At 32.2% G+C, this 14,293-nt stretch carries 14 protein-coding genes; 9 read left to right on the top strand and 5 right to left on the bottom strand.

Translation table 11 applies throughout. The annotated features are described in order from the left end of the window. Positions 1-23 precede the first annotated feature (23 nt). Both amaB and HNP35_RS03405 read right to left on the bottom strand, forming a co-directional pair. Positions 24-1,577, bottom strand: a complete 1,554-nt coding sequence (gene amaB / locus HNP35_RS03410) for an L-piperidine-6-carboxylate dehydrogenase (RefSeq protein ID WP_184158449.1) — start codon at positions 1,575-1,577, stop codon at positions 24-26. Between the two features lie 45 nt (positions 1,578-1,622). Next, the gene (locus HNP35_RS03405) at positions 1,623-2,270 is read right to left on the bottom strand and encodes a hypothetical protein (protein WP_184158451.1); all 648 of its coding nucleotides are present in this window, start codon (positions 2,268-2,270) and stop codon (positions 1,623-1,625) included. 114 nt (positions 2,271-2,384) lie between these two features. Between HNP35_RS03405 and HNP35_RS03400 the strand changes: the two genes are divergently transcribed. Both HNP35_RS03400 and HNP35_RS03395 read left to right on the top strand, forming a co-directional pair. Further along, entirely contained in the window at positions 2,385-3,341 is a 957-nt protein-coding gene (locus HNP35_RS03400) for an MBL fold metallo-hydrolase (RefSeq protein WP_184158453.1), read from the top strand. Positions 3,342-3,395: 54 nt separating this feature from the next. Further along, positions 3,396-3,698 carry a type II toxin-antitoxin system RelE/ParE family toxin gene (locus tag HNP35_RS03395; protein WP_184158455.1) on the top strand — a complete coding sequence of 101 codons (303 nt, stop codon included), beginning with the start codon at positions 3,396-3,398 and terminating at the stop codon, positions 3,696-3,698. Here HNP35_RS03395 and HNP35_RS03390 read toward each other — a convergent pair. From HNP35_RS03390 to HNP35_RS03380, 3 genes are all read right to left on the bottom strand, one after another. Next, positions 3,691-4,002, bottom strand: coding sequence for a hypothetical protein (locus tag HNP35_RS03390; protein WP_184158457.1), 312 nt, complete (start codon positions 4,000-4,002; stop codon positions 3,691-3,693). The genes HNP35_RS03395 and HNP35_RS03390 overlap by 8 nt on opposite strands. Before the next feature lie 135 nt (positions 4,003-4,137). Beyond that, positions 4,138-4,677 carry a 3-hydroxyanthranilate 3,4-dioxygenase gene (locus HNP35_RS03385; RefSeq protein ID WP_184158459.1) on the bottom strand — a complete coding sequence of 180 codons (540 nt, stop codon included), beginning with the start codon at positions 4,675-4,677 and terminating at the stop codon, positions 4,138-4,140. A gap of 121 nt (positions 4,678-4,798) precedes the next feature. Continuing rightward, positions 4,799-5,893, bottom strand: coding sequence for an endonuclease/exonuclease/phosphatase family protein (locus HNP35_RS03380; protein WP_184158461.1), 1,095 nt, complete (start codon positions 5,891-5,893; stop codon positions 4,799-4,801). A gap of 230 nt (positions 5,894-6,123) precedes the next feature. Here HNP35_RS03380 and HNP35_RS03375 point away from each other — a divergent pair, with 230 nt between their 5' ends. The 7 genes from HNP35_RS03375 (at position 6,124) to HNP35_RS03345 (ending at position 14,289) form a co-directional block, all read left to right on the top strand. Further along, the gene (locus HNP35_RS03375) at positions 6,124-7,023 is read left to right on the top strand and encodes a S66 peptidase family protein (RefSeq protein WP_184159715.1); all 900 of its coding nucleotides are present in this window, start codon (positions 6,124-6,126) and stop codon (positions 7,021-7,023) included. A 165-nt stretch (positions 7,024-7,188) separates the two neighbouring features. Beyond that, complete coding sequence (locus HNP35_RS03370) at positions 7,189-7,560, top strand: YraN family protein (protein ID WP_184158463.1); 372 nt, start codon at positions 7,189-7,191, stop codon at positions 7,558-7,560. Between the two features lie 118 nt (positions 7,561-7,678). Continuing rightward, positions 7,679-8,335 carry a hypothetical protein gene (locus tag HNP35_RS03365; protein WP_008466087.1) on the top strand — a complete coding sequence of 219 codons (657 nt, stop codon included), beginning with the start codon at positions 7,679-7,681 and terminating at the stop codon, positions 8,333-8,335. Between the two features lie 362 nt (positions 8,336-8,697). Beyond that, positions 8,698-9,261, top strand: a complete 564-nt coding sequence (locus tag HNP35_RS03360) for an RNA polymerase sigma-70 factor (protein WP_184158465.1) — start codon at positions 8,698-8,700, stop codon at positions 9,259-9,261. Between the two features lie 130 nt (positions 9,262-9,391). Next, on the top strand, positions 9,392-9,553 hold the full coding sequence (locus HNP35_RS03355) for a hypothetical protein (RefSeq protein WP_184158467.1): 162 nt from the start codon (positions 9,392-9,394) through the stop codon (positions 9,551-9,553). A 154-nt stretch (positions 9,554-9,707) separates the two neighbouring features. Further along, complete coding sequence (locus tag HNP35_RS03350; RefSeq protein WP_184158469.1) at positions 9,708-10,886, top strand: FecR family protein; 1,179 nt, start codon at positions 9,708-9,710, stop codon at positions 10,884-10,886. 190 nt (positions 10,887-11,076) lie between these two features. Continuing rightward, entirely contained in the window at positions 11,077-14,289 is a 3,213-nt protein-coding gene (locus HNP35_RS03345) for a TonB-dependent receptor (RefSeq protein WP_246453319.1), read from the top strand. Positions 14,290-14,293: the final 4 nt, after the last annotated feature.

Raw genomic sequence — 14,293 nt, 5'->3', positions numbered from 1 at the left:
GCCTTTTTTCTTATAATTTAAATTTATAAATCAAATTTAATTCCCTGAGCCAAAGGAAGATTCGTTGTATAATTAATTGTATTGGTTTGACGTCTCATATAAATTTTCCATGCATCAGAACCAGACTCGCGTCCGCCTCCTGTTTCTTTTTCTCCTCCAAAAGCACCTCCAATTTCCGCTCCAGAAGTTCCAATGTTTACGTTTGCAATTCCGCAGTCAGAACCCGTTGCAGATAAAAATCTTTCAGCCTCACGCAAATTATTGGTCATAATTGCAGAAGATAAACCTTGTGCAACACCATTTTGAATTTCGATTGCATTTTCAACTTCTCCAGTATATTTAAGTAGATATAAAACCGGTGCAAAAGTTTCATGCTGTACAATTGCAAATGAATTTTCAGCCTCTGCAATAGCAGGCTTTACATAACAGCCACTTTCGTAACCTTGGCCAGAAAGCACACCGCCCTCAACCAAAATTTTTCCACCTTCGGCAACTACTTTATTCAAAGCTGCCGCATACATTTCAACGGCGTGTTTATCAATTAGAGGGCCGACATGATTGTTTTCGTCAAGCGGATTTCCTATTCGTAATTGCTTATATGCAGCCACTAAAGCGTCTTTTACTTTATCATAAATACTTTCGTGAATAATCAATCTCCTTGTTGATGTACATCTTTGACCAGCCGTACCAACTGCTCCAAAAACAGCTCCAATAACAGTCATTTTTATATCGGCATCTGGAGTTACAATAATTGCATTGTTACCTCCAAGTTCTAAAAGTGATTTTCCAAGTCTTCCTGCCACCGTTTGTGCTACGATTTTTCCCATACGTGTTGAGCCAGTTGCAGAAATTAGCGGAATTCGAGTATCTGTAGTCAATAATTCTCCAATTTTATAATCTCCATTTATAAGACATGAAATTCCTTCCGGAAGATTATTCTCTTTAATTACCTGAGCAATTATATTCTGGCAAGCAATACCGCAAAGTGGTGTTTTCTCAGAAGGTTTCCAAACACAAACGTCTCCAGAAATCCAAGCTAAAGCTGTGTTCCACGACCAAACTGCAACTGGAAAATTAAATGCCGAAATAATTCCGACAATTCCTAATGGATGATATTGCTCGTACATACGATGCCCCGGTCTTTCAGAATGCATCGTTAAGCCGTGAAGCTGACGAGATAAACCAACAGCAAAATCACAGATATCAATCATTTCTTGAACTTCTCCAAAACCTTCTTGCAATGATTTTCCCATTTCATAAGAAACCAATTTACCAAGCGCCTCTTTGTTTTGTCTCAATTTTTCTCCAAACTGACGTACAATTTCACCACGCTGTGGAGCAGGAATTAATCTAAATGATTTAAAAGCTTCTGCAGCAGTTTGAATCGTTTTTTCGTAATCTTCTGCAGTCGACATTTTTACCGAAGCTATTAATTTCCCATCAACTGGAGAATAACTTTCTAAGATTTCTCCAGAAGAAAAATTATTTATTCCTGTTGACGTTCCTTCATTTATTGCTTTGATGCCCAATTTTTCAAGAGCTTCCGTCATTCCAAATTGCGATGCTATTGTTGTCATTGTAACTTTTTTAGTTAAAATTGTTATATTATTAATGTAAAGATATTATTTCGAATCGAAATTTGATTCATTACCGCTTTTAAAAATTCTTTTATTTTTGAAAAATACTAGAATAAGCAGAAAAATCAGAATAAAATTCAATGCTGATAAAACATATATGATCATATCTTTTCTTTTCAATTTTTCTTCAAATGAATTTTTGACTAAATCGATTTGATATTGAATATTATTCTGAAATTGAATGATTTGTATTCCGTTTCTATTTTTTCTAGACTTTCTATATAATTCGTCTAATAATTTTAGTTCGTCACTTTGAATGTTTTGCAACAGATTCGTTCTTGAACATATAGAGCAACCCAAAGAGTTATGGTCTTTTTTTGCATAAATTAAATATTCTTTCCCATTTTCGAAATAATAGTCGCAAGAACCCATGTTAACTCCTAGAATTGTCCTAAAATATTGTTCTTTAAAAACTTCATCTTTATAAGTTTTCGATATTTTGACTGTATAAGAGTACATTTTTTGACCATATTCGGAATATAAAGAACTATCAATCTTAATTACTTTTCCAATAAAAACCTGACTAGCTAGCTCCCAATTCTCTTTTATTGATGGTTTTTCCGAACAATCGCAACAGTACACCCCAGAACTTATTAACATCAAAAACAGTATAAAAAGTACTTTTCTAGCCATGCAGTTTATTTTTAGTGAAATGTAAATTTAGGATTAATTAATATGATTTTTTTCAAAATTGCGTGCTTTATTTCTCTTTTATTCATGAAATTTGCATCTCTAATTTTTTTGATTATGAATAATTTCAACCGCTTTTTTCTTTGCCTTCTTTTAATTTCATCAAATGTTTTTTCTCAAAAAGAAAAATCATCATTTCAGGTAGTTCCATTAGGAGTTAAAGGCGGAATTAACGAAAAAAATCTTTCAGCTTATTTACTTGCTCCAATAAATACAAACGATTATATCTGTTTAGATGCAGGAACTATAAATGCCGGAATTGAAAAAGCCATCGAAAAGAAAACTTTTAAAGTTTCAACCAGCGAGGTTTTAAAAAAATATATAAAAGGATATTTGATTTCTCATGCACACTTAGATCATGTTTCGGGTTTAATTATCAATTCTCCTGCAGATTCTTCAAAGACGGTTTATGCAACTAGTAAATGTATGGAAATGATGGAAAATCATTATTTCAACGATCAAACATGGGCTAATTTTGGAGATGCAGGCCCAGGTTTTCCTTTAAAAAAATACCATTTTCAAACTCTGAATTTAGGAGAAGAAATTCCACTAACAAATACAAAAATGACGGTTAAAGCATTTCCGCTAAGTCATGTTAACCCTTTTGAAAGTACTGCTTTTTTAGTTAAAAACGAAAACAACTATGCTTTGTATTTGGGAGATACAGGACCAGATGACGTAGAAAAAAGCAATAATCTTCGTGATTTATGGACGGCAATTGCGCCATTAGTTAGAGAAAAACAATTAAAGGGAATTTTTATTGAAGTTTCATTTCCAAACGAACAGCCGGATAAGTTTTTGTTCGGACATTTAACGCCAAATTACTTAATGAAAGAGCTTCATGTTTTGGAAGATTTGGCAGGAAAAGGTTCTTTGGAAAACTTCAAAATCATCATTACGCATTTAAAACCTCCTGCAAAAAATATTGCAAAAATTAAAGGGCAACTAAAAGCTCAAAACGATTTAGGGCTGAAGATTATTTATCCTGAACAGGGAAAAAAGTTCGAGTTATAGAAATTATTTTGTAAGTTATTTTTTATATTTTTACCAGATAATCTAAACTTTATAATGAGAATTGTTTGGTCAAAAAAAGCGAATTATACATTTTATAACATTCAATATTATTTAGAACAATATTGGACTTTAGCGATATTACAAAAATTCATAAAGGATTCTTTGCATATTATCAATCTACTCGAAAATAATCCTGAATTGGGCAAATACAATGCAGAACTGGAATGCCGGGAAATTGTTCTTTCAAAACAGGTTAAATTATATTATGAAATAAACGAAGATGACATAATATTAATAGCTTTCTCAAATAATCGTCAAAAGCCTTTGAGTTTTTTAAATCTGCAAAATTTTAGATAAGATTCTTACTTTTTAATTCTGCAAGCATTTCTTCATGAGTTATATAATCTCCATTTATATAATCAAGTTTCCCCTGTGCAATGTCGGCTTTTAATTGTATTTTAAAATTTTCCTCTGGAGAAAGAATTTTTGCAATTGAAAGCATTTCATCAGGAGTAAATGAATGTGTTTTCAATTTTCTATAAAACGTTGGACTCGAAATACCAACTTTTTCAATAATATAGTTTCTCTTATAAGTTGATTTATCAATTAGACTCTCAATATTTTCAACTATATTTTTGTATGCGATAATTTCTTGTATCATTTGTGTTACTTTTTAATAACATTTATGACACAAATATATATCAAAAATGATACAAAATTCTCTCTTTTAACATAAAAAGTAAACCCGACAGGTTTTAAAAACTTGTCGGGTTCGATACTGTTATTAATCAATATATTACTTTTTAGCCACAAACCTTGGATCAGTTTCCATAACTGTTCCGCATTTATCGCAGGTTCTTAATTCTTCAGAATTATAAAAATGTTCGAAGTGCGGAAGAAAGTCTTTCTCTATATTATGCAATTCAAAATAGACTTCGTAAAGTTTATGATTGCAGTTGTCGCAATGCCAAAGCAAGCCATCTGTAAAACCTTGTCCTGCACGTTTTCTTTCAATTACTAATCCTATAGAACCTTCGGAACGAACAGGAGAATGAGGCACTTTGGCTGGATGTAAATACATATCGCCTGCATTGAGTTCCATTTCTTTACGTTCGCCATCTTCTTGAATGACTACTTTTATGCTGCCTTCTAACTGATAAAAAAGCTCTTCTGTTTCATTATAATGGTAATCTTTTCTCGCGTTTGGTCCTGCTACAATCATTACAATATAATCTCCAGAATCTACATACAGATTTTTATTTCCAACAGGCGGTTTTAATAAATGACGGTTTTCGTCAATCCATTTCGTCAGGTTAAAAGGTTTTGCTATAGCCATTTTTTTAATTCTAAATTGTGAAAAGCTAAGTTAATAAAAAGTACTCAGTCACAGTGACAGTTTTCAGTTTTACTGAGAACAAAAACTATCACTGAAAACTGCGACCGCGACTGAAAACTAATTAAAGTTCTTTTATCAAATAAATATAAACCGGAAGATGATCGCTAAAACCTGCTTCCGTAAGAGTATTTCGTAACGGATAACCTTTATATTTTCCTGAATTTTGAATGAGATAGGGCTTGTTGAAAATTCCTGCTTTCCAAAATTGATAACTTGAAAAATCAGATTTAATGAAAGAAGATGTCATTATAATTTGATCAAAAACATTCCAGGAATCACGATACGCAATTGTCCCAAATCCTTTATTTTCCAGTTCTTCAAACGGGTTAAAAAGATCAAATTCTTTCAATTCTGTTTTTTTGCTTTTTGCTTCTAATGCCAATTTGATGCTATTATTTAAAGGTCCGTCATTAAAATCTCCCATTGTTAAAACCTTTGCTTTTGGATTAATTTGTTGCAAAGAATCGATAATTTTCCTGTTCAATTTTCCGGCAGCTTCCCGAAACAAACTAGTCGCTTTTTCTCCACTGGATCTAGATGGCCAATGGTTGACTATAATATGTATTTCTTCATCTTCTAAAAATCCCGAAACCAAAAGCTGATCTCTCGTAAAAATACGATTATAATTTTCTTTTTTTATTTCTATTTCATCATCTTCAACTTCCAATTGTTCTTCCTTCTTTGGAATATTCTTTTTGTAAATAATCAACGGAATATTTGAAAAAGAAGTCGGACGAAAATATTTTTTCTGATAAAGCAATGCTACATCGATGCCACGTTTATCGGGTGAATCAAAATGAATAATTCCTAAATCTAGTTCTTGCAGTTTTGGTTCTTTTATCAAATCTTCCAAAACCCCACGATTTTCTATTTCAGCACCGCCAATTAAAACTGGTGCATTTGTGTTTTCTGGAGTTCCAATTTCAGATAAAACTCTCGCCAGATTTTTTAGCTTTTGCTGATATTTTTCGGCTGTCCAATGTTGCGCTCCATTTGGTGTCCATTCGTCATCATTTGTAAAAGCATCATCTACAGTATCATATAGATTTTCGAAATTATAAAAGGCAACAGTATGAATTTTATATTTTTTGGATTGAGAATGAACTTGAAATGAAAAAAGTATTGCAAACAAAAAACAGATTCTAGAAAACGGCATATATCTTAATTTAAAAACATTTTCAATATTATAACTTTTTTAAGTTATTTGTAAGAAATTTCAAATAATTTTAAAATCAAAAATGTCTATATTTGTTTTCCACACAAAATGAAAAAGAAGCAATAACGACTATGAAAACCAGTTTCAACATTAACAAACACATTATTCTTTATAAATTCCTATTTCTTATTTTTGCTTTACAATCATTCAACTGTCATTCTCAACAAATCATGATAACACCGCCTTATTTACAAAAAGGAGATACCGTTGCACTTTTAGCAACAGCTCGAAAAAATATCGACGACAACTTAAAACCAACAATTGATTTATTGCACAGCTGGGGTTTAGAAGCCGTTATAGGATCTACAATCGGATTAGATTATCATCAATTGGCAGGAACAGACGAACAAAGAGCAGCAGATTTTCAAAAACAATTGGACAACCCCAATATTAAAGCTATTTGGTGCGTTCGCGGTGGTTATGGAACTGTTAGAATGTTGGATTTATTGGATTTTACCAAATTCAAACAGCATCCAAAATGGGTTATTGGTTTTAGCGACGTTACCGTTTTACACAATCATTTAAATACTATGGGTTATAAATCACTTCATGGAATTATGCCTGTAACGGTTCCGAGAGCAACTCCAGATGCCGTTAGTTCTTTAAAAGCAAGTTTATTTGGAGAACCTGTTTCTTATTCTATTAGTCCAACTCCAATGAATCGTTTAGGAACTGCAACTGGAGAATTAGTTGGGGGAAATTTATCTATTCTTTATAGTTTATTAGGCTCGCCTTCTGCAATTGACTGCAGAGATAAAATTTTATTTATCGAAGATTTGGATGAATATCTTTATCATATTGATCGTATGATGATGAATCTAAAACGAAACGGATGCATCGAAAACCTAAAAGGAATTATTATTGGAGGAATGACGAGCATGAAAGATAATGAAGTTCCTTGGGGAAAAAATGCCTTAGAAATTATTGATGATGTAACTAAAAAATATAATATTCCTGTAATTTTTAATTTTCCAGCTGGTCACATTAGAGACAACAGAGCTTTAATTATGGGGAATACCGTTACGATGGAAGTTACTGCTACAGGAAGCACGCTTACTTTCAAAAAATAAAACTGTAATATTCCTTTATAAGGAAACTAAAAATACCACATAAAATCTCGCAAAGACGCGAAGTCGCAAAGTTTTAAGCACACTTTGTGACTTCGCGTCTTTGCGTACAAAAAACATAAAACCTGAAACTTGAAACTTGAAACTTGAAACAAAACAACAAAACCCATGGCTGAACATAATGATTTAGGAAAATTAGGAGAAGATCTCGCTGTAGCACATCTGGAAAAAAATGGATACACTATTCGAGATCGCAATTATGTTTTTCAAAAAGCAGAAATTGATATAATTGCTCAAAAAGATTCCATTTTAGCCATTATCGAAGTAAAAACACGTTCGAGTTTAGATTTTGGTTCTCCACAAGATTTTGTCAAGCCAAAAAAAATTCAATTACTCATTAAAGCAGTAAATGCCTACATAAACGATAGGGAAAAGGATTTTGAAGATGATTTAGAAATCCGTTTTGACATCATTGGCATCCATAAAAACGGCGAATCATTTGCAATTGAACATCTTACCGATGCTTTTTATCACTTTTAACATAATTTTTTATTGTTATAATTGTAACAATTTGTTTTTTTATTTATATTTGCAAAGAATTATAACATCGTAATGTTAAATTAACAACCAACCGAATTACAAAAAAAAAAAAAGAATTATGAAAACTGTGTCTTCTATTGTAGAAAACTACATTAAAACAAAACCATTTTTATTAAATGCCCTCTCGCTCGGAATTATTAATCTAACTTCACTTTCGCGAAATATTATGACCGAATTAGAAAGTGAGTTTGGAAAAGAAGTAAAACAGGGCGCTGTAGTGATGTCTTTAAAAAGACTGACAGAAGAACTAGATTTTAAATTGAACCACAAAATCAATAAAGTAATTAAAAATATAGGTGAAATTACCGTTCGTTCTGAACTTACAGATTACACTTTTGCAGCTTCAGAAACTGTTTTAAACAAACAGGCCGACTTAATTTCTGATATCAACGCTTTATCTGATATTTTTTATACCTCATCTCGTGGTGTAAATGAAACTAATATTGTCGTTAGTAGTAGTGTGAATCACTTAGTTGAGAAGCACTTTATGAGAGAGAAATTAATTCAGAAATTAGATAATTTAGCTTCAATTACTGTAAAATTACCTAAAGAAAACATCGTTGTTCCTGGTATTTACTACTTCATTTTCCAACGTTTAGCTTGGGAAGGAATTATCATCAACGAAGTTATTTCTACATCAAATGAATTTACCATTTTAGTTGGAGAAGATCAGGTTGATGTTGCTTTTAAAGTAATTAAAGACTTGAAAAACTAATCCAAAAATTAGAGTTATATAACGAAATCCTTTTGTTCTTTTTTAAGAAGACAAAAGGATTTTTTTTGGAATATACTCAGCGTAAATTTTCATTTCCTATTTCGTACATAAGAATATTCTCAAAAGTCAAATTCAAAATAAAAATTTATTTAGCAAAAGCGTCAATATGACACTTACTTGTAACAAAGCCACTTTAGGATGCATTTTATATCTTTCTCTAAAAAACTAACAAAAAATCCGAAATAAGTTTTTTTATATATGATTTGTTGCGAATATTATTTTTATATATTTGCCAAGAAGTCAAACACCAGACCTCTATTTTGATAGTTTAATACCATTAGAATTAAATAAAGCGAATTAAATTGTTAGAAGCAGCAAACCATAGTGAAAAATTATTGGTGAGTGAACTCAAAAATGGTAACGAAAAAGCTTTTCGACAACTTTTTGATTTATACCATCAAGATATTTATGGTTACAGCATTAGTCTTTTAAAATCAAAAGAGGCGGCAGAAGAGAATGTGCAGGATGTTTTTATGAAGGTTTGGCTCAACCGCGAAAGTTTAGATATAGAACAATCATTTAAAGCCTATATTTTTACAATTGCAAGAAATCAGGCTTTTAATGTTTTGAATAGAGCAGCAAATGAAGTTATTTTAAAAGAAGCTGTTTTTTACGAAAGTCAGAAATCACATGAATACGGAGATTATTCCATTCGGGAAGCCGATTGCAAAAAACTCCAAAAACAAGCTATAAAACAGCTTCCTCCTAAACGACGGCAGATTTTTAAGATGTCTCGGAAAAAAGGAATGAGCTATGAAGAAATAAGTCAGGAACTAGGTATTTCGATAAATACCGTCCGGAACCAGATGAGTAAAGCGCTCGAATCGATGCGCGGTTTTTTTCAACTTCACGATGAAATTATCTAACCAAAACCACAATAATGCCATTAAAATCACTCTTCGGAGTGATTTTTTTTTGATTATAATTCATAGCCTTTTTTAAAGCCACAGATTAGAAGATTCCCACAGATTGAAATCCTTTTAATTTGTTTAATCTGTGGCAAAAAATAAAAATCAATTGCCTCCAGTTTTAACTGGAGGTTCAAAAAGAAAGCTAGGCAGGGGCTTTAGCCAAATTAGTTGTTTGGCTAAAGCCTTTTCTAATGTAACATTTTATGACCTCCAGTTAAAACTGGAGGCAACTGAAGAGAAAATTTAATTTTTTACTTCAAAACAAAATAGAGTAACTCTCTTATAATCAGAAACATAAAAATATATAAATGTTAAAATTTAAAAATTTATAACGTTTGAGTAGTACTTAAATTATTCTCAGCTGTATTATATCAAGAACACAGATATAAAATCAATTCGTAATGAATTCAAATCCTGAAATAAAAAGTCTTTTACAAAAGTTTGTTTTAAACCAATGCACGCCCGAAGAAATAAACGAGGTAATTGCTTATTACAAAAAAAATCAGCTTACAGATGATTTTCCGACTGTTGAAGACGTTCAAAATCTTTTGGATGAAATGCCAAAAATGGATCAGCAAAAAGCCGACGCTATTTTCAATAATATTTTAACAGCTTCAAAAGAAGAAGAAACTGTTATTGAAATGCCAGCAAGAAAATCAAATTATAGAAAATACATTGCGATTGCTGCTTCTGTTGTTGTTTTATTAGGAATTGGATTTTTCTACAAACAGAATATGACACAAAACGTTGTGGAACAAAAATTTGATTTTAAAAGTTCCGACATCGTTTTACAATTAGAAAATGGTGAAACCCAAATTATCTCCGAACAGAATTCTTCTCAAGTAAAAGATTCTAAAGGTAATATTGTCGGAAATCAAAATGGAGATAAATTGGTTTATGAAAACAGTTCAGATCCTGAAAAATTGGTTTACAACACGATTAAAATTCCTTATGGTAAAAAATTCCGTCTTCAGTTATCTGATGGAACATTTGTTCACCTAAACTCTGGAACAACTTTAAAATATCCTGTAAAATTTATTGCTGGCGAAAACAGACAAGTGTTTCTTGACGGTGAAGCTTTTTTTGACGTCGCAAAAGATAAAAAACATCCTTTTATCGTAAATGCCGACGAATTGAATGTTCGTGTTTTAGGAACGCATTTCAATGTTACAAATTATCCTGAAGATGCTGTAACCGATGTTGTTTTGGTGGAAGGTTCTGTTGGAATGTATCAATCTAACCAAGAGTTTGATGCTGCTAAAAACACTATTTTAAAACCTGGATTTAAAGGAAGTTTCAACAAAGAAAATGCTAAAATTTCAACAAAAGCAGTTCTTACAGATATCTATACTTCATGGATAAATGGCGGATTGACTTTTAGAAATATGACTTTCAAAAACATCATTACCAAATTAGAAAGACGCTACAACGTTACAATCATCAATAAAAATGAAAAACTGGCTAACGAGAAATTCAACGCAAGTTTTAAAGAAGAATCTATAGAAAATGTGATGAGTTATTTCAACGAAATTCATGGCATTCATTACACGATAAAAAACAATCAAATACTAATTAAATAACCACTAAAACCAACTAAAATTTATGATGAAAAAAGCGTATTAAATAAAAAAATCGGAAAGAGCTGCGAACAATTTCCGATTAACTAAGTGATTGAATATAACGAATTAACTACAATCAATTAACAAAATTATGAAAAAAAAATCTAAGAATAATGGGTTTCTATACTCATTGTTCCAAAAAGACCTAAAATTGAAACTAACTACACTACTTATTTTGGTCGCCATGTTTAATATCAAAGCGAGTACTTATGCCCAAAAGACAAAAGTTACCCTTGAGTTAAACAATTCAACAATCGAAAAGGTTATTGAGACCATTGAGCAAAAAACCGACTTCAGATTTATTTACAAATTGAGCGACATCGACTTAGATCGAACAGTTTCAATTTCTGTAAAAGATCAGTCTATATATGTGGTTTTAGACCGAATTTTTAAAGGAACCCCAACCGAATTTAAAATTCGCGATACCCAAATTATCCTCAAGAAACCCGAACTCAAAACACAAGTAATCGAATTTCAAAAACAAACTGTTTCGGGTGTAATTACAGATGAAAACGGAATGCCATTACCTGGAGCTTCTGTCATTGAAGAAGGTACAAGAAACGGAATGGTAACCGATTTTGACGGAAAATACAAACTGACCGTAGAAAGCAGCCAATCTGTAATCGTGGTTTCTTTTGTGGGATATAAAGAGAAAAAAGTTACGGCAAATCAGAGCGTAATCAATATTCAACTTCTTCCAGATGCAACTGACTTGCAGGAAATTGTGGTTGTTGGTTATGGTGTAGCCACAAAAAGAGATGTTACTGGAGCAGTTTCTTCTATTGCTGCAAAAGACATGAATCAAGGTGCGATTGTGAATCCATTACAGTTGATTTCTGGTAAAGCTGCAGGTGTTAATATTACTCAATTAGGAAGCGAGCCAGGTCAAGGACCAAGCGTTCGTATTCGTGGAATTTCGTCTTTAATTGGAGGAAGTGATCCTTTGGTTGTTGTAGACGGAATTCAGGGAAATATGGACTTATTAAATCAAGTTCCGCCAAGCGAAATTGAAAGTTTTGATATTTTGAAAGATGCTTCTGCGACTGCGGTTTATGGTTCTCGCGGTGCGCCTGGTGTACTTATTATCACTACAAAAAAGAATAAAGCGGGTAAAACAACAATGGAATATATTGGTTCTACATCTTTAGATTTTATTCCAAAAAAATTACATATGCTAAATGCTGATGAATGGTGGGCTGCAGCACAAAGTGTTGGCGTTCCTGCATCTGCCAATCATGGTTCAGATACTGATTGGTACGGTATTTTGACGCAGACTGGAATTTCTCAAACTCATACTTTATCTTTTGGAGGCGGAACAGATAAATTCAGCTATAGAGCTTCTCTTACAGCTATTTTACAAGATGGTGTTGTTATCAATTCTAGTAACAAAAAATATATTGGTCGAATTCAGGCTACTCAAACGGCATTGGATGATAAATTAAAATTGACTTTCAATTTAAATACAGGAATTAACAATACAACTAGTATTATACAGAGCGTTGGAACAGCAGCTTATACTTCTAACTTAATTACAAATGCATATTTAGTTAGACCAACCGATCCTGTCTTTAATACTGACGGAACCTATTTTACAGATTCGAATGTTTTTCAATATTTAAATCCTTATGCGGCGGCACAAACTACTACAAATGAAGCTCAAAACGACAATTTATTCGGAAGTTTAAAAGCTGATTTGGATTTGGCAAAAGGTTTAACATTAAACTGGTTTGGAAGCTGGAGAAAAACAAATGTAACATACGGTTATTTCCAGCCAATAGAATCAACTGTAGCTTATGCAATTGATCAAAATGGTTTTGCCAATATTAAAAATGAAAGACAAAATGAAAGGTTAACTAACTTAAGTCTTAATTATAAAAAAACATTTGGTGTACACAGCATTAATGCTTTAGGTTTATACGAATGGCAAAATCAAATGTATCAAGGAAATTATGCACAGGCAAGAGGTTTTATGAATGATAAAACAACTTACAATGCCTTGCAATTGGGAGATTTGTCAAAAGTTCGTCCTGGAGATATAACATCTTATAAAAATGACAGAACTTTAGTTTCATTTTTAGCAAGAGTAAATTATTCTTTACTAGATCGTTATTTAGTTACAGCAAGTATTCGTCGAGATGGTTCGTCTGTTTTTGGAGCTAATAATAAATGGGGAAATTTCCCTTCAGCTTCTGTTGCATGGCAAATCGACAAAGAATCTTTCATGCAAAAACAAAATTTGTTTAATGAGTTGAAAGTTCGTTTGGGTTATGGAGAAACGGGTAATCAGCAAGGTCTTCTTCCACAGCAATCACTTTCATTAGTTGGAAACTCAGGAATTACTTATTTTGGAGGTCAGCCCATTACAAACTACAGCATTTACCAAAACTCAAATGCTGATTTGAAATGGGAAACTAAAAAACAAACCAATCTAGGTCTTGATTTTGCTCTTTTAGACAACAGATTAAGAGGAACTGTTGATCTTTATACTTCTAAAACAGAAGATTTATTGTTTGATTATACAGTGCCTCAGCCTCCATATCCTTACAACACAATTAAGGCAAATGTTGGAAGTATTTTAAATAAAGGTATTGAAGTATCTCTTGCTTATGATGTAATCAAATCGCAAAACAGCACACTTACTTTGGCAGGAAATGTTTCTTTTATGAAGAATGAAGTGCTTAACTTAAACGGAAGCATTAACGGAGTTCCTTTAAATACTGACTATGTGGGTTGGGGAGCAGCCAATTCTTATTTAGTTAAAGGAAAACCAATTGGAGCATTTTATATTTTAGAACATACTGGTAAAAACGAAAATAATGTTGAAACTGTTTTAGATCGTGATGGAAACGGTGTAATCGATCAGGGCGTTAAAAGTCCAGACCGTTACTATGCAGGTTCAGCTCTACCGACATATACTTTTTCATTTAATCCATCTTATCGATACAAAAACTTCGATGCTTCTATGTTAGTAAGAGGTTCTGGAGGAAATAAAATTTACAACGGATTACGTTCTAACTTGAGTAGACTGGAAAATATTGGTAAATCGAACGTTTTGGCAAGTGCGGTCGAAACAGGAATTTACACTTCGCCATATGGTTCTGATTTATGGTTAGAAGACGGTTCTTTTGTTCGTTTAGAAAATCTTACAGCGGGATATACTTTCCGTTTTACAGATAAATACATTGATACTATTAGACTTTCACTTACAGGAAACAATTTATTCCTAATTACTGATTATTCAGGAATTGATCCCGAATTAAATGTAAGCGGAAGTGGTAATCCGGCTGATAACTTTGGTGGCGATAGAGGAATTTATCCTCGTACGAGAAGTGTGGCGTTTGGCTTGACTGTAAAATTTAAATAGTAAA

The sequence above is a fragment of the Flavobacterium notoginsengisoli genome (assembly GCF_014207905.1).
GTDB classification, from domain to species: Bacteria; Bacteroidota; Bacteroidia; order Flavobacteriales; family Flavobacteriaceae; genus Flavobacterium; species Flavobacterium notoginsengisoli_A.
Note: the sequence above shows the minus strand (reverse complement) of the source record. Positions and strands in the feature narration are given on the sequence as shown.